Genomic DNA, 19,997 nt, shown 5'->3' with positions numbered 1-19,997 from the left:
GTGATCGCGAAAGGGGCTGGTGTTCGTGCCAGAGCTGAGGCCTTGGCGGACCGCGAGACCGCACATGGTGCGGGTCGCGAACGCCCTACGACCGCGTCTGGCACGGGCCGCAGGAATCGTACGACCCCGCCTCGCGCTCCTCACCGCGACCGCGAAGCCGCAGGTCGCGCGACTCGCGCAGGCGACGCGACCGCAACTCGCGCGGATCACGAGGACCGGTCCGAACGCCAGGTCGTGGCAGTACACCGCTGGTGCGGCGACCGCCGGGCTGGCGCTGACCGCCGTCGTGGTGACCGCCGCCGGCCCCTGGGACTCCAGCGGTCAGCGTACGGCCGAGCGGGACCGGGTCGCCGCCCTGGAACGGACGGGTGGCACAGATCACGGCCGCGCGGATGATTCGTCCGGTACGTCCGGGACGGCGGCCGGAGCGCCCCGGCCCGCGCCCAGCGCCGCCTCCGTCCTCACGGCCCTCGGCGGCGGGGGTGGGGGCGGGGGCGGGGCCGGCGACACCGTCAAGTCCGCCCCCCGGGCCCTGCCGAGCGGCACGGGCCTCACCGGCGTCCTGGGCCCCCTGCTGGGCGATCCGGCCCTGGGCGCCCGGCACACCGCCGCGGTCGTCGACGTGGCCACCGGCAAGCGCCTCTACGGCGCCGGCGCGGCCCAGGCGCTGACCCCGGCGTCCACCACGAAGATCGCCACGGCGGTCGCCGCGCTCTCCGCGATGGGCGGCGAGCACCGCTTCACCACCCGTGCCGCGCTGGAACCGGACACCAGGGAACTCGTCCTCGTCGGCGGCGGCGACCCCACGCTCACGGCCCGCGCGACCGCGGACGGCTGGGCGAGCCTGCGCACCCTCGCCGCCTCCGCCGCAGCCGCCCTGAAGAAGCGCGGACTCACCCAGGTGACGCTGTCGTACGACACGACCCTGTACGCCGGCGCGCGAATTCACCCCATCGGAGTCAACCCCAACCTCGCCCCCGTCACCGCCCTGAGCGCCGACGAGGGCCGTACCGACGACTCCGACAGCGGCCCGACGGCCCGCGTGGGCGATCCGGCGGCCGAGGCGACCGCCACGTTCGCGCGGTACCTGGAGGCCGCCGGCATCCGGACCACGGCCCCCGGCCCCTCCAAGGCCACCACCCGCGCGCAGAGCCTGGCGACCGTCTCCTCGCCCCCGCTGTCCACGCTGGTCGAACGGATGCTCACCAACAGCGACAACGACATCGCGGAGGCCCTGGCCCGCCAGACCGCCGTCGCCACCGGGATCCGCGCCGACTTCGCCGGCGCCGGCAGAGCGGTCCAGACCCAGCTGAAGAAGCTCGGACTGCCCGTGGCCGGCACGCGCTTCAAGGACGGCAGCGGCCTCGACCGCCAGGACCGGCTCACCGCGAACCTGCTGACCGCGCTGTTGGTCAAGGCCGGCGAGCCCGGCCGTCCCGACCTGCGGCCCGTCCTCACCGGACTTCCGGTCGCGGGCTTCACCGGCACCCTCACCACCCGGTACGCCGACGGCGCGGCCGGCGTCGTCCGCGCCAAGACGGGCACCCTGACCGGCGTCAACACCCTCGCCGGCACGGTCGTCGACCAGGACGGCCGGCTCCTCGCCTTCGCCCTCATGGCCGACGGCACGACCGACCCGGCGGCGGCCCAGGCGGCGCTGGACCGGGCGGCCACGGCGCTCGCCGGGTGCGGCTGCCGCTGAGCCCCGCCGCCCCGAGACGCCCCCGAGGCGTCCCCGCCCCGACCCTGACATCTCCCTGACCGGCCTTGCGCGCCCTGCCCTCCGCGGCGGCGCTCACGTACGGTTGACGCATGACGAGCATCGGTGGCGCTGCCTCATCAGGGATGATCGACTGGAATCTCGCGGTGGCGACCGCGACCCGGCTCGTGCGGCCGGGACCAGAGGTCAGCCGCGACGAGGCGCGTGCCGTCGTCGCGGAACTGCGCCGACACGCCAAAGCCTCGGAGGCACACGTCCGGGGCTTCACTCGTCTGGGCGCCGAGGACATCCACGACACGCCCGTCCTCGTCGTCGACCGCCCGGGCTGGGTGCGAGCGAACGTCGCGGGTTTCCGGGAGATCCTCAAGCCCCTCCTCGACAAGATGCAGGAACGACGCGGCAGCACCCCCGGCGGCGCGGTCCTCGGCGCCGTCGGCGGCAAGGTCACCGGCGTCGAACTCGGCATGCTGCTGTCCTTCCTGTCGTCCCGCGTCCTCGGCCAGTACGAGACGTTCGCCCCCGCCAGCCGCGAACTGCCCGCCGGCGCCCACGGCGGCGGACGCCTGCTGCTCGTCGCGCCGAACATCGTCCACGTGGAACGCGAACTCGACGTGGACCCGCACGACTTCCGCCTGTGGGTCTGCCTCCACGAGGAGACGCACCGCACGCAGTTCTCCGCGGTGCCCTGGCTGCGCGACCACCTGGAGGGCGAGATCCAGTCGTTCCTGGGCGAGACCGACGTCGACCCCATGACCTTCCTGGAACGCGTGCGCGACGCCGCCCAGTCCCTCGCCGGCGGCCGCCCGGAGGGCGAGGAGGACGACGGCGGCCGCTCCCTGGTCGAACTCGTGCAGACGCCCGCCCAGCGCGAGATCCTCGCCCGCCTCACCGCCGTGATGTCCCTCCTGGAGGGCCACGCCGACTTCGTCATGGACGGCGTCGGCCCCGAAGTCGTGGCGACGGTCGCCGAGATCCGCGAGAAGTTCCAGCAACGCCGCGCCAAGAGCGCCTCCCGGCTCGACATCGCTCTGCGCAGGCTGCTCGGCCTGGACGCCAAGCTCAAGCAGTACCGGGACGGCGAACGCTTCGTACGCGCCGTCGTCGACGAGGTCGGCATGGACGGCTTCAACCGCGTCTGGACCTCTCCGAACACACTTCCGACCAAGGCCGAGATCGCCAAGCCCGCGGAGTGGGTCGCGCGCGTGCACCGCAAGGCCGAGTCGTGAACCCGTCGCAGGCGGTGAACCGAATCCGGCCGTCGGCAGGCGAACGCCTCGGCAATCACCCGTCCGAGGGACCGTGAGGCCTGGGCAGGCGTGCAATGCTCGGGGAACGGCCGGGTTCTGTCACCATCTACACACTCTGCGTGACCGAATCTCGGGTTGACCCCCGAAAACATTCATGAAGGGAACCGGACAATGGGTCCCCATCCTGCGGTCGCGGCGATACGCCTGGCGGTCCGCCGCGTACTTCACGACGTCCTCAACGACCACCCCGCCCCCGAGACAGACCCGCACGAGCGTCCGCCCTCGCCGCTCGTGCTCGTGGCGTGCTCGGGCGGCGCCGACTCCATGGCGCTCGCCTCCGCCCTCGCCTTCGAGGCCCCCCGGCTCGGCGTCCGTGCCGGCGGCGTCACCGTCGACCACGGCCTACAGCCCGGCTCCGACCTACGCGCCGCGGAGGTCGTCCTGCGCCTGCGCGAACTCGGCCTGGACCCGGTGGAGTCCACCGCCGTCGCCGTGGGCCGCGAAGGCGGCCCCGAAGCCGCCGCCCGAGACGCGCGCTACGCCGCCCTCGACGCCGCCGCCGAACACCACGGCGCCACCGCGGTCCTGCTCGGCCACACGCGCGACGACCAGGCCGAAACCGTCCTGCTCGGCCTCGCCCGCGGCTCCGGCATCCGCTCCCTGTCCGGCATGGCCGCCGTCTCCGGGCGACCGGGAGCCGCCCGCCGCTACCGCCGGCCCTTCCTCCACCTCGACCGGCAGACCGCCCGCAAGGCCTGCATGGTCCAGTCCCTGCCCGTCTGGGACGACCCCCACAACGCCGACCCGGCCTACACGCGCTCCCGGCTGCGCCACGAGGGCCTGCCGGCCCTGGAGAAGGCCCTCGGCAAGGGCGTCGTCGAAGCCCTCGCCCGCACGGCCCAGCTCTCCCGCGACGACGCCGACGCCCTCGACGCCTGGGCCGGTCAGGCCGAGTCCTCCGTGCGCGACGCGGCCGGCCTCCTGGAGTGCGCCAAGCTCTACGCCCTTCCGCCCGCCGTGCGCCGCCGGATCCTGCGCCGCGCCGCCATCGAGGCGGGCGCTCCCGCCGGTTCCCTCTTCGCCCGGCACATCGAGGAGGTCGACCGGCTGATCACCGGCTGGCGCGGCCAGGGGGTCATCAATCTCCCCGGCAAAGTCGTCGCCCAGCGCCAGGGTGGCAGACTGGTGATTCGGCAAGGCTGAATCGGGTCCCTCCGGCAGACCGCTTACGTGGTCGTGGGCGGTCCCGGCGGCTGGTGGGACAACCGAAAGTGATGCGGGTGGACGCGAAAGACATGGGCACCGACCTCAAAGAGGTGCTCATCACCAAGGAAGAGATCGACGCGAAGCTGGCCGGTCTGGCCGCGAAGATCGACGCGGAGTACGCGGGCAAGGACCTGCTCATCGTCGGCGTCCTCAAGGGCGCCGTGATGGTCATGGCCGACCTCGCCCGGGCCCTGTCCACCCCCGTCACCATGGACTGGATGGCCGTGTCGTCCTACGGCGCGGGCACCCAGTCCTCCGGTGTGGTGCGGATCCTCAAGGACCTCGACACCGACATCAAGGGCAAGCACGTCCTCATCGTCGAGGACATCATCGACTCCGGCCTGACGCTGTCGTGGCTGCTGTCGAACCTCGGCTCGCGCGAGCCCGCCTCCCTCAAGGTGTGCACGCTGCTGCGCAAGCCCGAGGCCGCCAAGGTCGCCATCGACGTCGAGTGGGTCGGGTTCGACATCCCGAACGAGTTCGTCGTCGGCTACGGCCTGGACTACGCCGAGAAGTACCGCAACCTCCCGTTCGTCGGTACGCTCGCGCCCCACGTCTACGGCGGCTGACACCCGAAGGGCGCAAGCCCTGTACGAAGATCGGGAACCCCGGCGGGCCTCGCGCCGTTGGAGCATGCAGACGGGTGCGCCAGCCGCTCCGTGCGGCTTCGTGCGACGAAGCTGGGGTACCGTCAGAAGAACTGTCTTATCAAACTCACTATGGCAGGAGGGACGGGGCGACACCGCTCCGTATGGATGGACGTGAAGCGATACTTCCGTGGGCCGGTCATGTGGATCGTGCTGGCCGTCCTTGCCGTGGTCGTGTTGATGCAGGTCGTCGGCTCGTCCGGCGGCTACAAGACGGTGGACACCGGCCAGGTCATTGCCGCGATCAACGACAACAAGGTCGAGTCGGCCAAGCTCACCACCGGTGACGAGCAGACCATCAAGGCGACGCTCAAAGACGGCACAAAGATCCAGGGCAGCTCGAAGATCCAGGCGAGCTACATCGGCGATCAGGGCGTCACCATCGCCAACACGCTGCAGACCAAGTACCAGGACAAGCAGATTCCGGACGGGTACACGGTCTCGCCGACGAAGCAGAACGCTTTCGTCGGGATCCTGCTGTCCCTGCTCCCCTTCGTCCTCATCGTGGTCGTGTTCCTGTTCCTGATGAATCAGATGCAGGGCGGCGGCTCCCGAGTCATGAACTTCGGGAAGTCCAAGGCCAAGCTCATCACGAAGGACACCCCGAAGACGACGTTCGCCGACGTCGCCGGCTCGGACGAAGCCGTCGAGGAACTCCACGAGATCAAGGAGTTCCTGCAGGAACCGGCGAAGTTCCAGGCCGTCGGCGCCAAGATCCCCAAGGGCGTGCTGCTCTACGGGCCGCCCGGCACCGGCAAGACCCTGCTCGCACGCGCCGTCGCCGGCGAGGCGGGCGTCCCCTTCTACTCGATCTCCGGTTCCGACTTCGTCGAGATGTTCGTCGGCGTCGGCGCCTCCCGGGTCCGTGACCTCTTCGAGCAGGCCAAGGCGAACGCCCCGGCGATCGTCTTCGTCGACGAGATCGACGCGGTCGGCCGTCACCGCGGCGCCGGCCTCGGCGGCGGTCACGACGAGCGCGAGCAGACCCTGAACCAGCTGCTCGTCGAGATGGACGGCTTCGACGTGAAGGGCGGCGTGATCCTGATCGCCGCCACGAACCGGCCCGACATCCTCGACCCCGCGCTCCTGCGCCCCGGCCGCTTCGACCGCCAGATCGCGGTCGACCGTCCGGATATGCAGGGCCGTCTGGAGATCCTCAAGGTTCACCAGAAGGGCAAGCCGGTCGCGCCCGACGTCGATCTGGCCGCGGTCGCCCGCCGCACCCCCGGCTTCACGGGTGCCGATCTGGCCAACGTGCTGAACGAGGCCGCGCTGCTGACGGCCCGCTCGGACCTGAAGCTGATCGACAACCACATGCTGGACGAGGCGATCGACCGCGTGGTCGCGGGCCCGCAGAAGCGGACCCGGATCATGTCGGACAAGGAGAAGAAGATCACCGCGTACCACGAGGGCGGACACGCCCTGGTCGCGGCGGCCTCGCCGAACTCCGACCCGGTCCACAAGATCACGATCCTGTCCCGAGGCCGTGCCCTGGGCTACACGATGGTCCTCCCCGACGAGGACAAGTACTCCACCACCCGCAACGAGATGCTCGACCAGCTGGCCTACATGCTGGGCGGGCGCGCGGCGGAGGAGCTCGTCTTCCACGACCCCACCACGGGCGCGGCGAACGACATCGAGAAGGCCACGGCCACCGCTCGCGCGATGGTCACCCAGTACGGCATGACCGAGCGGCTGGGCGCGATCAAGTTCGGCGGCGACAACACCGAGCCCTTCCTCGGTCGTGAGATGGCTCACCAGCGCGACTACTCGGAAGAGGTCGCCGCTCTGGTGGACGAGGAAGTCAAGAAGCTGATCGAGAACGCGCACAACGAGGCCTGGGAGATCCTGGTCGAGAACCGCGACGTCCTCGACAACCTCGTGCTCCGGCTGCTGGAGAAGGAGACGCTGAACAAGGAGGAGATCGCCGAGATCTTCTCCGCCATCGTCAAGCGCCCGGCACGCCCCGCCTGGACCGGCTCCTCGCGGCGTACGCCGTCCACCCGTCCGCCGGTGCTCTCCCCCCGGGAGCTGGCACTGACGAACGGCGCCAACGGCGCGACGCCGGCGATCTCCACCGCGAAGTCCACCGCGGTCGAGACCGGACCGGTCGCCGAGCCCAGCCCGGAGGACCGCCCCGAGAGCTGATCCCGGCTCCGAAGGCCCCACCTGGCCCGGAATGGATGCCGCGCCCCCCCAGGTTCTAGCCTGGGGGGCGCGGCGTTTTCCGTATGACCGATTTCGTAGGCTCGCAGATGAGGTGCGTAACCACCCGAGCGACCCGCACAGGAACGAGGCCCCCATGACCGACCCCGTGACGATGGACGGCGATCGTTCCGTCGGCGACTTCGACGAGAAGCGCGCCGAGAACGCGGTACGCGAGCTGTTGTTCGCGATCGGTGAGGACCCGGACCGCGAGGGGCTGCGACAGACGCCGGCACGGGTGGCGCGCGCCTACCGGGAGATATTCGCGGGCCTGTGGCAGGAGCCCGAGGACGTGCTGACCACGACGTTCGACCTCGGCCATGACGAGATGGTCCTGGTGAAGGACATCGAGGTGTTCAGCACCTGTGAACATCACCTGGTGCCGTTCCGGGGAGTCGCCCACGTCGGTTACATCCCGTCCACCTCAGGGAAGATCACCGGGCTGTCGAAGCTCGCTCGCCTCGTCGACGTCTACGCCCGGCGTCCGCAGGTGCAGGAGCGTCTCACCACGCAGATCGCCGACTCCCTGATGCACATTCTGGAGCCGCGGGGCGTGATCGTCGTCGTGGAGTGCGAGCACATGTGCATGTCCATGCGCGGGATCCGCAAGCCCGGCGCCAAGACCATCACCTCGGCGGTCCGCGGACAGCTGCGGGACGCGGCGACGCGGAACGAGGCGATGGCCCTGATCATGGCCCGCTGACACTCCGCCGGGCCGCCCTCCCGGCCACCCCGGACCTGTGGTGATGGCGCACCCTGTCAGCGACAGGGTGCGCCTTTCAGGCCGGTGTGGCCGCGCCGTTCTCGTGGTCGTCGTCCTCCGGGAGTCTGCAGACGCGTTCCAGGAAGATGGCCGCCGCTATCACCGCAATGCCGGCCAGGACCGAGAAACCGGCGTAGATGGCCTGGTCGCGGCGGGCGGGGATGTCGAGAGACTCCAGAAGGAAGACGCCCGTGCCTCCGTACATGCCGGAGACCAGGGCGGCGACCAGGGCGCTGGACTGGCCGAAGACCACCGCACGCGCCGCCATCAGGGGATCGACGCCCTTGGCCTCGGGGCGCCGCTCGCGCTGGGCCTTGAGGCGGGCGCGCAGCGAGAGCGCCGTGGCCGTCAGCACCACGGCGATCAGGGCGAGGACGATGGGTGCGGCCAGCGGGACGCTGGGCAGGGTCCCGATCGAGTTCCACAGGCGGGCGCCCGCCCAGGACAGGATCCCGGCCACGACGAACACGCCGGCCAGCACCCTGATGCGCAGCTCTCTCACGGTGTCCCTTCAGCTCCCCCGAGCCCGCGGCAGGAAGATCTCGCGGGCAGTGGTCCTGTTGACCTTTCTGCTTGACCTTAACGACTAGTCGGGCAGGTGGAGTTCCAGGTCCTTGCGCGCTTCCACGCCTTCGCGGGTGAGGGTGTCGAGGAGGGCGGCGACGGCGCCGTGGCCGGGCAGCTGTGCCTCGGGCTCCACGTCGTACCAGGGCGCCAGCACGAAGGCGCGCTGGTGGGCGCGGGGGTGGGGGAGGGTGAGGTGCGGATCGTCGTCGACGACGTCGGCGTACGCGACGATGTCGACGTCCAGGGTGCGCGCGCCCCAGCGCTCGTCCCGTACCCGGTGGAACGCCTCCTCGACCGCGTGGGCCCGTTCCAGGAGCGAGGAGGGCGGGAGTGTCGTCTTCAGCAGCACCACCGCGTTGAAGTACGACGGCTGGCTGCCCGGCTCGACGCCCCAGGGCTCCGTCTCGTACACGGGGGAGACGGCCTTGATGCGGACGCCGGGGGTGTCCTCCAGGGCGTCGACGGCCCCCTGGAGGGTCTCCAGCCGGTTGCCCAGGTTGGAGCCGAGGGAGATCACGGCCCGTTGGGGGTTGTGCAGGGTGGTGTCGGCGGCGTCGACCTTCTCGACGACGGAGGCGGGTACCGGCTGTACGGTCGGGTCGCTCTGTCCCTCGGTGAAGAACGCGGTCATGCTCGGCTCCGGGTGATGGTGACGGTCACGTCGTCGAAGGGGACGGTGATCGGCGCGTCCGGTTTGTGGACGCAGACCTCGACCTCCTCGACCCCTTCGTGCTTCAGACAGGCCTGGGCGATGCGCTCGGCGAGCGTCTCGATGAGGTCCACGGCCTCGCCCTGGACGACGGCCACCACCTCCTCCGCCACGATGCCGTAGTGCACGGTCTTCGCCAGGTCGTCGTCGGCCGCGGCCGGTCGGGTGTCCAGGCCCAGGACGAGGTCCACGATGAAGGTCTGGCCCTCCTCGCGTTCCTTGGGGAACACGCCGTGGTACCCGCGGGCCTTCAGGCCGCGCAGCGCGACACGATCCACGCGAATCACTCCTGCAATCGTCGGTTGGGGCCGGTGCCTTCCGGGTGCGGGCGGCGGCTCGGCCTCGAACGAATCTACCTGTGAGCACTGACAGTCCCGGGCTCCCGCCGCGGTGGCCCGCGCCGGATCCGGGAGTTTTCACCGGGTGTTTCCCTGGAGGAACCCGGCGGCTCACGGGTTGGTAGCCGCCCCTACCCGTGAGTTCGTGATTCCAACCACTTCTTCGTCCCTCTGGGCTGCCTGAAGGCCTGCTGCCCCGTCGCGGTCCGTCCATCCGCCCCGTTACGGGTGTCCCGCGGAACAGGTGTTCCCATGAAGGGTCGCCTCGGGTCCGGCTCGCAAAAGAAAGAGGGTTTCCTCAGGACGGGGCGTCCTCGTCCTCGGGGCTCTCCGCGTCGTCGTTCTCGGCCAGGACCGGGGAGGCGTGGTGCGACCACAGTTTCCAGCCGTCCGAGGTGCGGCGGAACACGTTGGTGGCCACCACCAGCTGCCCGACGAGCGGTCCGAGCTCCTCGCCGTCCTCGGGGGCGGGGCCACCGCTGAGGATGTTCTCGGTGCAGGTCACCAGGGCGGTGTCGCCGGTGACGGAGACGTGCACGTCGGTGAGGAAGAACTGGATGTAGTCGGTGTTCGCCATGATCAGCGCGTAGGACCTGAGGACCTCGCCCCGGCCGGTGAGCACCGGCCAGCCGGGGTGCACACAGGAGACGACGCCGACGTCCGCGGGATCGTGGTAGGTCTCGTCCACGCCCAGGTCGGCGGGGCTGAGCCAGACGGAGGAGACGCCTTCGAAGTCGCCTTGTTCGAGTGCCTCGTAGAAGGCGGCGTTGGCGGCTTCGACCTGCTCGACGTCGGTGTGGGGGGCGCTCACCGGGCTCCCTCTGCGCGGGGCGTGCCGGACGGGGTCGGCGCTTCGTCCGCGCTTCCCGCTCCGGGTGGGTTCGGCGTCGTCCGCGCCCGGCCGGGTGGGCCTGCGCCCGGCGTGCCGTTCTCCTCGCGCGCCCCTTGCACGGCTCGCGCGACCCGTACGGCGTCCGCCGTCGCGCGGACCTCGTGTACCCGGACCGCCCAGGCGCCGGCGTGGGCCGCGAGGGCCGAGACGGCGGCGGTGGCGGCGTCCCGCTCGCGTGCGGGCGGCGGAGCGCCCTGCGGGCCCGCCAGCACGCGGCCGAGGAACCGCTTGCGGGAGGCGGCGACCAGCAGCGGGTGCCCGAGCGCGTGCAGCCGGTCCAGGTGGGCGAGGAGCAGCACATCGTGGTCGGCCTCCTTGGAGAAGCCGAGGCCCGGGTCGACGACGATGCGGTCGGGGGCGACGCCGCCCGCCAGAACGGCCTCCACGCGCGCGTGGAGCTCGTCCACGACCTCGGCGACGACGTCGGCGTAGACGCCCTTGACGTTGCCGCCGTCGAGGAAGCCCCGCCAGTGCATGACGACGAAGGGGGCGCCCGCGTCCGCCACGGCCGGGATCATCGCCGGGTCGGCCAGGCCGCCGCTGACGTCGTTGACGAGGGCGGCGCCGGCCGCGAGGGCCTGGGCGGCGACGGTGGCGCGCATGGTGTCGACGGAGACGACGACGCCTTCGGAGGCGAGGCCCCGCACCACGGGGACGACGCGGCGGAGCTCCTCGGCCTCGTCGACGCGGGTGGCGCCCGGGCGGGTGGACTCGCCGCCGACGTCGACCAGGTCCGCGCCCTCGGCGACGAGCTGCAGACCGTGTTTGACGGCCGCCGTCGTGTCGAACCAGCGGCCGCCGTCGGAGAAGGAGTCGGGGGTCACGTTGACGACTCCCATGACCGCGCAACGGTCCCATGCGGGAAGACCGACGACGCGCGCGCGTCCGCTCTGCTTGCTCATGCGTTCAGCGTAGGCCCAGCCCGGAGCCGTGCCGTGGTGCGGCCCGGGCGCAACGCGCGGGGCCGCACGGCACGGCCTTCGCCCGGGCCGCACCCGTCGGCCCGGGTCCGGTCGGCGGCGGACCGGCAACGCCGCCCGGTTACGCGGCCCGTACGTCTCTGTCCGCGACGGTGTGCGCACACGCGCGTGCCGGTGCGGAGCGGCGGCGCAGGAAGCGGGGCAGGGGGAGGGCGAGAGTGACGAAGCCCTCGGCCTGCATGGCGGCGAAGCCGATGCGGGGGAGGTCGCCCGAGGCGCGGTACACGACGAAGCGGGGTTCCCAGCGGGGTTGGAACTTGGCGTTGAACTTGTAGAGGGACTCGATCTGGAACCAGCGCGAGAGGAAGACGAGCAGGCCGCGCCAGGCGCGCAGGACGGGGCCGGCGCCGATCTTCTCGCCGCGGGCGAGGGCGGAGCGGAACATGGCGAAGTTGAGCGACACGCGCGTGATGCCGAACTTCGGGGCGGCCTGGAGGGCGGCGACGATGAGCAGCTCGTTCATGCCGGGATCGGCGGAGCGGTCGCGGCGCATCAGGTCCAGCGAGGCGCCGTCGGGGCCCCAGGGCACGAAGTGCAGGATCGCCTTGAGGTCGCCGTACTCGCCGGGGACCTCGTCGCTCTTGTGGGCGGTGGCGATCAGGCAGTCGGCGTCGGAGGCGTCGCCGACGCGGCCCAGGGCCATGGAGAAGCCGCGCTCGGTGTCGGTGCCGCGCCAGTCCTCCGCGGCGCGTCGGATGCGTTCCAGTTCGGCTTCGCCGAGGTCACCCACGCGCCGGACCCGGGTTTCGTAACCGGCGCGTTCGATGCGCTTGACCATTTGGCGCACATTGCGCATCGCGCGGCCGGCGAGGGAGAAATCCGCCACGTCCACCACCGCCTCGTCGCCCAGCTCGAGGGCGTCCAGGCCGGTCTCGCGCGTCCAGACCTCGCCGCCGGTCTCGGAGCAGCCCATGACGGCCGGGGTCCAGGAGTGGGCCTTGGCCTCGTCCATGAAGCGTTCGATGGCGCCGGGCCAGGCCTCGACGTCGCCGATGGGGTCGCCGCTGGCGAGCATGACGCCGGAGACGACGCGGTAGGTGACGGCCGCCTTGCCGCTGGGGGAGAAGACGACGGCCTTGTCGCGGCGCAGCGCGAAGTGGCCCAGGGAGTCGCGGCGGCCGTGCTTGGCCAGCAGGGCCCGCAGGCGGCTCTCGTCCTCCTCGGTGAGGCGGGCGGCGGGGTGTTCGGGGCGGAAGGCGAAGTAGATGGTGGTGACGGCGGTGATCCAGCCGAGCGCGCCCAGGGAGAAGGCGACGGTCCAGGAGGTGTTGCCCTGGTAGTCGACCGGGCCCTCGAAGCCGAAGAGGCCGTACAGGACGTGCGTCAGGCGATCGGCCAGGCTCGGGTCGCCGATCATGCGGTTGGGGTGGACGCTGACGATGACCAGCCCCAGACCGAGGGAACCGGCACCCATGAGGACGAAGTTGGCGAGCGCGCGCCAGCGGCTGCGCGGGTCGGGCAGCGCCGCGAACTGGTCGCGATGCAGCAGCAACGGCGCCAGGATCGCGATCGAGATGAGCGCGCCCACGATCGAGTGGCGGTACACGAACTGGGCGACCGCGCCGGCCGGGAGCAGCACCACCGCCGCCCGCCAGGCGCGCCGCTTGCCGCGCTTGAGGCCGTGGGCGAGCAGCAGCAGCAGGACGCCGGCGCTGAGCGACAGCGCGGCCGCGAACGGCCCGAACGAGCCCGGGAGCACCTCGGCGAAGGTGTGCATACGGCTGTGCCGGAAGCGCGGGAAGACGCCCCCGGCGACATCCAGCAGGCCCACGAGGGCGCAGGCCCTCGCGACGAGGGCGGGAACGGCCTCAGGGCGCGGACCTCGCACTATCCGCCGCACCCGGCTTGATCGGCGCGGAACCCCGCCCGACATTTCCGCATCTTCCGTGACAGACATCGCATCCCGTAGTTCCGCGAGAGACCTTGGACCCGGTGCCGATTCGGGCATCCGGCGACATTGCGCCCTCTAGGACGGTGTCTTGGGGAGAGAGGTTCACTCATCTCGCCAAAGCAACGGAAAAGGCGAAGGAAAGTCCGGGACAAGCCCCCGCAAAGGAGTCGGGGGAGCGGGTGCGGTCCCGGACGGAGAGCAGGCAGGAAACCACCGCATGGGTCTCACGAGCAACAAAGTGCTGCTGCTGTCAGTGTTGTTCGCCTTACTGCTGTTCGTCGGCACGGTCTGGCTGTGGCCGAGGCTGGCCGCGCGGAGCTGGCGGGCCGTCGGCGCACGGGTCGGGCTGCTGCTGGCCACACAACTGGCACTCTTCGCGTCCATAGGGTTGTCCGCCAATCAGGCGTTCGGTTTCTACGCCAGCTGGGCGGACCTGTTCGGTCAGGAGACGGATCAGGGCGTAGTCGTCGACCATGCGGCGGGCGGCGCCCCGGCGGGACCGCTGAGGGTGGTCGACACGCGGCGGGTGGACGCCGGGAGCAGCGGACGGCCGCAGGTCGGCGGCCAGGTCCAGAAGGTCGCCGTCAACGGGCGCACGACGCACATCAGCACGCCCGCGTACGTGTATCTGCCGCCGGAGTACTTCGAGCCCGCCTACCGCACGCGGACGTTCCCGGCGGCCGTGGTCCTGACGGGGTACCCCGGCACGGCGGAGGCGCTCGTCGACAAGCTGCACTACCCGCGCACCGCGCGGCAGCTCGCGAGGGACGGGAGCATGCAGCCGATGATCCTGGTGATGATGCGTCCGACGGTGGCGCCGCCGAGGGACACGGAGTGCGTGGACATCCCGGGCGGCCCGCAGACCGAGTCGTTCTTCGCCAAGGATCTGCCGGAGGCCGTGGCGGCCCACTACCGGGTGGGCAGGAAGGCGGGCAGCTGGGGCATCATCGGGGACTCAACGGGCGGGTACTGCGCGCTGAAGCTGGCGATGCACCATCCGGAGGCCTACGCGGCGGCCGCGGGTCTGTCGGCGTACTACAAGGCGCCGAGCGACCCGACCACCGGAGACCTCTTCCACGGGAACAAGACGCTGCGCAAAGAGGCGGATCTGCTCTGGTTTCTGAAGAATCGTTCCGCTCCAGCCACCTCCCTGCTGGTCACCAGCAGCAAGGTCGGAGAATCCAACTACAAGGCCACGCAGAAGTTCATTGACCTGGCGAAGGCCACCGACAGGACCAGGATCTCCTCGATCATCCTGGAAAGCGGCGGGCACAACTTCAACACCTGGCGGCGGGAGATCCCCCCGACGCTGCAGTGGATCAGCGGTCGGCTGAGCGAACGCTGAGCGGATGCCGACGTGGAAGCGGACGCGGACGCGGACAGGGATGCGCATGTGGGGCGGGGCGAGGGTGGGCGCGGCGGCGGCCCTCGTCCCTCGGGGTCCCGCCTCAGCGGGAAATGATCTTGCTCCTGTCGAATTCGGCGACAACTCTGTTTCCTGATGCAGTGTGAAGGCTTCGTTATGGCTGTGTTTTTGTGGGGCGGGGCGCCAACAATCGCCTACGCGCGGTAAGTTTCTGGCCATGCCACGAGGACGTCACCGCCATTCCCCTCCTTTGCACAGGCTGCTGCCCCCCTCGGCGATCGCAGGCGTCTCCCTCGTCTGCGCGCTGGGCCCCTGGGTGTTCACGGATCCGACGGCGCTGCGGGTGCTGGCCGCGGCCGCCGCGGTGACGGCGATCGTCGGCGCGGTCGTGATGCGCCACTGGGACGTGCAGGCCGGCAAGCAGGTAGCCGACCTCACGCGCGCGCGGGCCGGTGACGAGTGGCGCTTCGAGGAACGCGTCGCCGAGCTGGAGAGCGACCTCGACGAATCACGCGAACTGCGGGTCAAGCTGGAGCAGCGGCTGCGGGCCAAGCGGGCCGAACTGGCAGGCCTGCGCAACGAGCACGCCGCACTGTTGCGCCGCTACGCCACGGCGGAGACCGAGCGGGCCAGCGCCCTGGAAGGCCGCCGACTGCTGGAGATAGAGGCGGCTCCGTCGCCCACGTCCCCCGCGTTGCCCGCCGCGCGCGGGGCGGCCGAGGGCGGGGCTCGGGAGTCGACGGAGGCGAGTGCGACGTCCGAGTCCTCCGCATCCGAGCAGGCCGACCAGGCCGACCAGGCCCACGCGGACGACGAGTTCGACCAGACCGACATGACGGACGAGGCCGGTGAGGAGGGTCCGAGGACGTCCGCCGTGTTCTCGCCGCAGGGGTCGAAGCTGTTCCTGCGTGCGCAGGCGGCCCTCGCGCGGTTCGACGCGGACGCCGATGGCGATGGCGATGGCGTCAAGGCCGCCGTTGGGGAGCTCGCCGGCGACCAGGACCTCCCGGACAGCCTTGCCGACGAAGGGCCCGCGCGGGCGACTTCCGCGGAGGCCGCGCAGGAGGACGAGGCGCTGGGGAAGCCCGCGGCGGTCGACGAGCACGCGCGCGCGGCCGCCCCTCGCACGGCCGCCGAGGACGACGGGACGGCCGAGGGTGAGTACGCCGACGAGGCGCCCCCGAGGGAGGCTCCCCCGACGGACGCACCCACGACGGACGCGGCCTCGAAGGACGCGACGCCGGGGAACGAGGCTTCCGCCGCCCCGCGCGCGGACGCGGCGGGCGAGTCCTCGTCGCGGCGAACCGCCGTGGACGCGATCGCTTCGCACGGTGAGGCCGCCTGGGACGAGGCCGGCCGTACCGCCGTTCCGGCGCAGGCCGCCCTCACCGTGGTGGCGGACGACGTCCGGGCCACGCGTCCCGAGCCGCCCCTCGAGCCCGAACTCGACCCCGAACTCGACCCCGATCCCGACCCCGGTCCCGGCTCGGGCCCCGGCCGTGGGGCCGCCGCCGTCGCCGAGCCCGCTGCCGCCGCCGAGGCGGGCGCCGTCGTCCGACGTCCGGCCACGCGGGTGCAGCGTCCCTCCGGGCACTTCGCCGTGCCGACCGCCGTGGCCGTGGTACCGGCCGCCGAACCCGTACGGCGGCCGACCGCCGAGGGGGGCTTCGACTTCTTCGGCACGCAGAGCGACGCGGAGCCCGACGCGCTGGAGGCGGTGCAGAACGAGGACCTCGCCGACGTCGTCGGTCAGGAGGCTCTCGCCCTGCACAAGGCCGAGTCCGAGGCGGAGTTCAAGCCGGCGGACGAGGCGTCGCGCGGAGTGAGCCAGGTGATCGACCTGACCGCGCACGACGAGACGGAGCACATCGACCTCAAGGGGCTGCGCAGCGCCGTCTCGTGACCGCGACGACCGCGCTCCGCGCCGTCTAAGCCATCCACCGGTCGGACCGGGCGTCCAGGCGTCCGGTCCGTGATCGTTCGGCCTGGCTCCGGAGCAGCTCCGCCGCCTCCTGTGCGTCCCGCAGGCGGGCTGTGACGGTCTTCCCGGCCCCCGTGTCCACATGGACGTCCGCGAGCCGCCAGAGGCGCTGCCAGGGACCTTGCGTCAGCCGCACGCTCTGGACCTTGGCGTGCGGCACGAGCGCCAGTCTCCGGCGCAGCAGCCCGTGCCGGGCGGCGAACACCGCGTCGGTGACGGCGATCCCGTGGCCCCGCCACCACACGGGCGCGCACCGTCCGGCCCGTCGCGGCGGGCGGGACAGCGAGTCCGCGGCCGGGACGCTCGCCCCCGGCAGCACGCGCGCGACGACGGCCTGCGCCACCTCGCGCGGAGCGACCGGCACGAGCACGGAGTTGGCGGAGCCGGCCACGTCCAGTTCGACGCGCACCCAGCCGAGCCGGCGCCACAGCAGCGGCTGGACGATGCGCACCGTCTGCACCCGCCCGGGCGGCACCGTCTCGTGCGTGCGGTCCAGCAGTCCGCGGTCGATGCGCAGGCCGTCCGGCGACTCGCCGACCGTCCAGTCGTACTCGCCGACGAACCGTCCCACGCTGGTCGCGCCCGCCGCGCCCAGCAGCGGCACGCCGGTCGCCAGCACCGTCCACACGCTGTGGGTGGCCAGCCACAGCACCGGCGGCACGACGAGCGCGGCGGCCAGCGCTCCCCAGGTGGCGCCGGTCAGCGCCAGCGCCGTCGCGAGCTTGCCCGCCGGTACGCGCAACAGCTCGCGCGCGGGCGCCTCGCCCACTTCGTGCGCCGTCTCCGGTGCGAACCCGGCGGCCCGCGCGAGCAGCTCGGCCCGCAGCGCCCGGGCCTCCTCCTCGCCCAGAAAGGCGAGTTCGTCCTTCTTCTCGGCGCCGACGACGTCGAGCCGGAGCTTCGCGACGCCCGCGATCCGGGCCAGCAGCGGCTGACTGACGTCGATCGCCTGGATGCGTTCCAGCCGGATGTGCGCGGCGCGCCGGAACAGCAGGCCGGTGCGGATGCGCAGCTCGCTGTCGGTCACCGCGAAGTGGGTGAACCACCAGGTCAGGAAGCCGTACAGGGAGGCCGCGGGGACGAGGACGGCGAGCGCGATCAGCAAGGTGGTCGTGGTCAGCCGCGTGAACTGTTCCTGCGCCTGGTTCGGGTCGTGCACCGCCCAGCCGACGATGACGGCGATGGGCGCCCAGGCCCGCCGGAACGGCGTGACGGGATGCAGCCGCCGTTCGACGACGGGCCCCTGGAGGCGCGGCTCCAGGGCGTCGGGTGCTTTGGGTACGTCGGGAGGTCTCGGCCGTGCCGGTTCGCCGGGGGCGGCCGGCACGGGAGGGCCGTCCGGCACGTCGTCCTCGACGCCCGGGGTCGTCACAGTCCCGCCGATCGGGCCTCGCCGAGGGCGGTGAGCCGGTCGCGCAGCCGTTCCGCCTCGGCCGGTTCCAGGCCCGGGATGGTCGCGTCGGTCGCGGCGGCCGCGGTGTGCAGCTGGACGCCGGCCAGCCCGAAGTACCGCTCGACGGGGCCGGAGGTGACCTCGACGAGCTGCATGCGCCCGTACGGCACCACGGTCTCCTCCCGCCAGAGCACCCCGCGGCTGATCAGCAGGTCGTCGGCCCGCTCGGCGTACCGCCAGGAGCGCCAGTTGCGGGCGAGCAGCACCCAGCCCCAGGCGACGCCCGCCACGGGCAGCAGGGCGAACGCCGCCCACGCGGGGCCGACGAGCAGGCCGAGCAGCAGGCCGACGCCGACGGCCGCCAGTCCCAGCCACACCACCAGCAACAGCCGCCGCATCCGCAACAGCCCCGGCGGCAGCCCGCTCCACACCGGTGCGACCGCCGCCGTCTCCGCGCCCCCCGGGCTCCCCGTCTCCATGGGGCCAGCGTACGTAAGGGAGACTGTCGCCATGACTCCTACGACGGAGACCACGGTCGGGATCGGCGGTGCCGCGGAGAGCACCGACATGGTGCTCAACATCGGCCCTCAGCATCCCTCCACGCACGGCGTGCTGCGGCTGCGGCTCGTGCTGGACGGCGAGCGCATCCGGCACGCGGAGCCGGTGATCGGTTACATGCACCGGGGTGCGGAGAAGCTGTTCGAGGCGCGCGACTACCGCCAGATCGTGATGCTGGCCAACCGCCACGACTGGCTGTCGGCGTTCTCCAACGAGCTGGGCGTGGTCCTCGCGGTGGAGCGGATGCTCGGCATGGAGGTCCCCGAGCGGGCCGTGTGGACGCGCACGCTGCTCGCCGAGCTGAACCGGGTGCTCAACCACCTGATGTTCCTCGGGTCCTACCCGTTGGAGCTGGGCGGCATCACGCCGGTCTTCTACGCCTTCCGTGAGCGCGAGGTGCTGCAGAACGTCATGGAGGAGGTCTCCGGCGGACGCATGCACTACATGTTCAACCGCGTGGGCGGCCTCAAGGAGGACGTGCCGGCCGGTTGGACCTCCCGCGCGCGGGAGGCCGTCGCCGCCGTGCGCTCCCGTCTGGACGTGTACGACGACCTGGTGCTCGGCAACGAGATCTTCCGCGGGCGCACCCGCGGCGTGGGCGTCCTCGCGCCGGAGCACGTGCACGCGTACGGCGTGAGCGGTCCGATCGCGCGCGGCTCGGGCGTCGACTTCGACCTGCGCCGGGACGAGCCGTACCTGGCGTACGGGCAGCTGCAGGACACGCTGAAGGTGGTGACCCGGACCGAGGGCGACTGCCTCGCGCGGTTCGAGTGCCTGCTGGAGCAGACGCACAACGCGCTCGATCTCGCGGACGCCTGCCTGGACCGTCTCGCCGACCTGCCGCCCGGCCCGATCAACCAGCGGCTCCCGAAGGTCCTCAAGGCGCCCGAGGGGCACACGTACGCGTGGACCGAGAACCCGCTCGGCATCAACGGCTACTACCTGGTCAGCAAGGGCGAGAAGACCCCTTACCGGCTGAAGCTGCGCTCGGCGTCGTTCAACAACATCCAGGCGCTCACCGAGCTGCTGCCGGGCACCCTCGTGGCGGACATGGTGGCGATCCTGGGGTCGATGTTCTTCGTCGTGGGGGACATCGACAAGTAGGGCGGCGGCGGGCGGTCAGCCGGCGGCCGGCTCCTGATCGCCGCCCGTGCCGAGCGGGTCCGGGATCCCGACCGGCTGGAGCAGCCAGCCGAAGTCGCCCAGACCGCCGCGGGCGGTCAGCTCGGCGGCCTGCGCGGCGCCCGCCAGGGCGCGCAGGTACGCCGGGGGGTCCGTGGAGGCCAGCGCGAGCGGTGGGCGGGTGCCGGCCACGCCCAGGGCGTGCAGGGCGGCGCGCTGACTGAGCAGACGCGCGTGGGACGGACCTGCGTGGGACGGACCTGCGTGGGACGGACCTGCGTGGGGCGCGGCGGGCGGCCCTTGTGCCGTCGCCGCCGCGCACGCGTCCAGGGCGACGTGGGCGGTGATGTCG

18 protein-coding genes are annotated in these 19,997 nt (G+C 71.9%); 10 read left to right on the top strand and 8 right to left on the bottom strand.

Features of this window, described 5'->3' with window-relative positions:
- The first annotated feature begins 64 nt into the window (after positions 1-64).
- The 6 genes from dacB (at position 65) to folE (ending at position 7,788) form a co-directional block, all read left to right on the top strand.
- A complete protein-coding gene (gene dacB, locus ACFVYK_RS22535) occupies positions 65-1,702 on the top strand; it encodes a D-alanyl-D-alanine carboxypeptidase/D-alanyl-D-alanine-endopeptidase (protein WP_389776753.1) in 1,638 nt (545 codons plus the stop codon).
- A gap of 110 nt (positions 1,703-1,812) precedes the next feature.
- A complete protein-coding gene (locus ACFVYK_RS22530) occupies positions 1,813-2,946 on the top strand; it encodes a zinc-dependent metalloprotease (RefSeq protein ID WP_389776751.1) in 1,134 nt (377 codons plus the stop codon).
- 192 nt (positions 2,947-3,138) lie between these two features.
- Positions 3,139-4,170, top strand: coding sequence for a tRNA lysidine(34) synthetase TilS (gene tilS / locus ACFVYK_RS22525; protein ID WP_389776749.1), 1,032 nt, complete (start codon positions 3,139-3,141; stop codon positions 4,168-4,170).
- Positions 4,171-4,241: 71 nt separating this feature from the next.
- Positions 4,242-4,802 carry a hypoxanthine phosphoribosyltransferase gene (gene hpt, locus ACFVYK_RS22520; protein ID WP_069768459.1) on the top strand — a complete coding sequence of 187 codons (561 nt, stop codon included), beginning with the start codon at positions 4,242-4,244 and terminating at the stop codon, positions 4,800-4,802.
- 186 nt (positions 4,803-4,988) lie between these two features.
- Positions 4,989-7,028 (top strand): ATP-dependent zinc metalloprotease FtsH, encoded by a 2,040-nt coding sequence (ftsH, locus tag ACFVYK_RS22515; RefSeq protein ID WP_389776746.1) that lies wholly within the window; start codon positions 4,989-4,991, stop codon positions 7,026-7,028.
- Between the two features lie 154 nt (positions 7,029-7,182).
- Entirely contained in the window at positions 7,183-7,788 is a 606-nt protein-coding gene (gene folE / locus ACFVYK_RS22510) for a GTP cyclohydrolase I FolE (protein ID WP_389776743.1), read from the top strand.
- Between the two features lie 76 nt (positions 7,789-7,864).
- Here the strand turns inward: folE and ACFVYK_RS22505 are convergent, their stop codons facing one another.
- From ACFVYK_RS22505 to ACFVYK_RS22480, 6 genes are all read right to left on the bottom strand, one after another.
- On the bottom strand, positions 7,865-8,350 hold the full coding sequence (locus tag ACFVYK_RS22505) for a DUF3180 domain-containing protein (protein ID WP_389776741.1): 486 nt from the start codon (positions 8,348-8,350) through the stop codon (positions 7,865-7,867).
- A gap of 84 nt (positions 8,351-8,434) precedes the next feature.
- Positions 8,435-9,046 carry a 2-amino-4-hydroxy-6-hydroxymethyldihydropteridine diphosphokinase gene (folK, locus tag ACFVYK_RS22500; protein WP_389776739.1) on the bottom strand — a complete coding sequence of 204 codons (612 nt, stop codon included), beginning with the start codon at positions 9,044-9,046 and terminating at the stop codon, positions 8,435-8,437.
- A complete protein-coding gene (gene folB / locus ACFVYK_RS22495; RefSeq protein ID WP_256907223.1) occupies positions 9,043-9,402 on the bottom strand; it encodes a dihydroneopterin aldolase in 360 nt (119 codons plus the stop codon). The genes folK and folB overlap by 4 nt, the downstream gene beginning before the upstream one ends.
- Before the next feature lie 358 nt (positions 9,403-9,760).
- Entirely contained in the window at positions 9,761-10,273 is a 513-nt protein-coding gene (locus ACFVYK_RS22490; protein ID WP_389776736.1) for a nuclear transport factor 2 family protein, read from the bottom strand.
- The gene (gene folP, locus ACFVYK_RS22485) at positions 10,270-11,256 is read right to left on the bottom strand and encodes a dihydropteroate synthase (RefSeq protein WP_389776734.1); all 987 of its coding nucleotides are present in this window, start codon (positions 11,254-11,256) and stop codon (positions 10,270-10,272) included. Before folP ends, ACFVYK_RS22490 begins: the two co-directional genes overlap by 4 nt.
- 139 nt (positions 11,257-11,395) lie before the next feature.
- Positions 11,396-13,207: a phosphatidylglycerol lysyltransferase domain-containing protein gene (locus ACFVYK_RS22480; RefSeq protein WP_389776731.1), complete on the bottom strand. Its 1,812-nt coding sequence runs from the start codon at positions 13,205-13,207 to the stop codon at positions 11,396-11,398.
- A 235-nt stretch (positions 13,208-13,442) separates the two neighbouring features.
- Between ACFVYK_RS22480 and ACFVYK_RS22475 the strand changes: the two genes are divergently transcribed.
- Both ACFVYK_RS22475 and ACFVYK_RS22470 read left to right on the top strand, forming a co-directional pair.
- The gene (locus ACFVYK_RS22475) at positions 13,443-14,570 is read left to right on the top strand and encodes an alpha/beta hydrolase (protein ID WP_389776729.1); all 1,128 of its coding nucleotides are present in this window, start codon (positions 13,443-13,445) and stop codon (positions 14,568-14,570) included.
- Positions 14,571-14,808: 238 nt separating this feature from the next.
- Positions 14,809-16,494, top strand: a complete 1,686-nt coding sequence (locus ACFVYK_RS22470; protein WP_389776727.1) for a hypothetical protein — start codon at positions 14,809-14,811, stop codon at positions 16,492-16,494.
- 25 nt (positions 16,495-16,519) lie between these two features.
- Here ACFVYK_RS22470 and ACFVYK_RS22465 read toward each other — a convergent pair whose 3' ends face one another.
- Together ACFVYK_RS22465 and ACFVYK_RS22460 are read right to left on the bottom strand one after the other, a co-directional pair.
- Positions 16,520-17,944, bottom strand: coding sequence for a PH domain-containing protein (locus ACFVYK_RS22465; RefSeq protein WP_389776725.1), 1,425 nt, complete (start codon positions 17,942-17,944; stop codon positions 16,520-16,522).
- Positions 17,941-18,444: a PH domain-containing protein gene (locus ACFVYK_RS22460; RefSeq protein ID WP_389776722.1), complete on the bottom strand. Its 504-nt coding sequence runs from the start codon at positions 18,442-18,444 to the stop codon at positions 17,941-17,943. The genes ACFVYK_RS22465 and ACFVYK_RS22460 overlap by 4 nt, the downstream gene beginning before the upstream one ends.
- Positions 18,445-18,475: 31 nt before the next feature.
- Here ACFVYK_RS22460 and ACFVYK_RS22455 point away from each other — a divergent pair, with 31 nt between their 5' ends.
- On the top strand, positions 18,476-19,627 hold the full coding sequence (locus ACFVYK_RS22455; RefSeq protein ID WP_389776720.1) for an NADH-quinone oxidoreductase subunit D: 1,152 nt from the start codon (positions 18,476-18,478) through the stop codon (positions 19,625-19,627).
- Between the two features lie 263 nt (positions 19,628-19,890).
- A complete protein-coding gene (locus ACFVYK_RS22450) occupies positions 19,891-19,992 on the top strand; it encodes a hypothetical protein (protein ID WP_389776794.1) in 102 nt (33 codons plus the stop codon).
- Positions 19,993-19,997: the final 5 nt, after the last annotated feature.

It is taken from the genome of Streptomyces sp. NPDC058291, assembly GCF_042880855.1.
GTDB lineage: Bacteria > Actinomycetota > Actinomycetes > Streptomycetales > Streptomycetaceae > Streptomyces.
The sequence above is the reverse complement of the archived record's forward strand: the minus strand, read 5'-3'. Positions and strand labels throughout refer to the sequence as shown.

Coding starts and splice junctions, on each gene's coding strand:
- dacB (WP_389776753.1), top strand. CDS start 65: ATGGTGCGGGTCGCGAACGCCCTACGACCGCGTCTGGCACGGGCCGCA.
- ACFVYK_RS22530 (WP_389776751.1), top strand. CDS start 1,813: ATGACGAGCATCGGTGGCGCTGCCTCATCAGGGATGATCGACTGGAAT.
- tilS (WP_389776749.1), top strand. CDS start 3,139: ATGGGTCCCCATCCTGCGGTCGCGGCGATACGCCTGGCGGTCCGCCGC.
- hpt (WP_069768459.1), top strand. CDS start 4,242: ATGCGGGTGGACGCGAAAGACATGGGCACCGACCTCAAAGAGGTGCTC.
- ftsH (WP_389776746.1), top strand. CDS start 4,989: ATGGACGTGAAGCGATACTTCCGTGGGCCGGTCATGTGGATCGTGCTG.
- folE (WP_389776743.1), top strand. CDS start 7,183: ATGACCGACCCCGTGACGATGGACGGCGATCGTTCCGTCGGCGACTTC.
- folK (WP_389776739.1), bottom strand. CDS start 9,046: ATGACCGCGTTCTTCACCGAGGGACAGAGCGACCCGACCGTACAGCCG.
- folP (WP_389776734.1), bottom strand. CDS start 11,256: ATGAGCAAGCAGAGCGGACGCGCGCGCGTCGTCGGTCTTCCCGCATGG.
- ACFVYK_RS22480 (WP_389776731.1), bottom strand. CDS start 13,207: ATGTCGGGCGGGGTTCCGCGCCGATCAAGCCGGGTGCGGCGGATAGTG.
- ACFVYK_RS22475 (WP_389776729.1), top strand. CDS start 13,443: ATGGGTCTCACGAGCAACAAAGTGCTGCTGCTGTCAGTGTTGTTCGCC.
- ACFVYK_RS22470 (WP_389776727.1), top strand. CDS start 14,809: ATGCCACGAGGACGTCACCGCCATTCCCCTCCTTTGCACAGGCTGCTG.
- ACFVYK_RS22460 (WP_389776722.1), bottom strand. CDS start 18,444: ATGGAGACGGGGAGCCCGGGGGGCGCGGAGACGGCGGCGGTCGCACCG.
- ACFVYK_RS22455 (WP_389776720.1), top strand. CDS start 18,476: ATGACTCCTACGACGGAGACCACGGTCGGGATCGGCGGTGCCGCGGAG.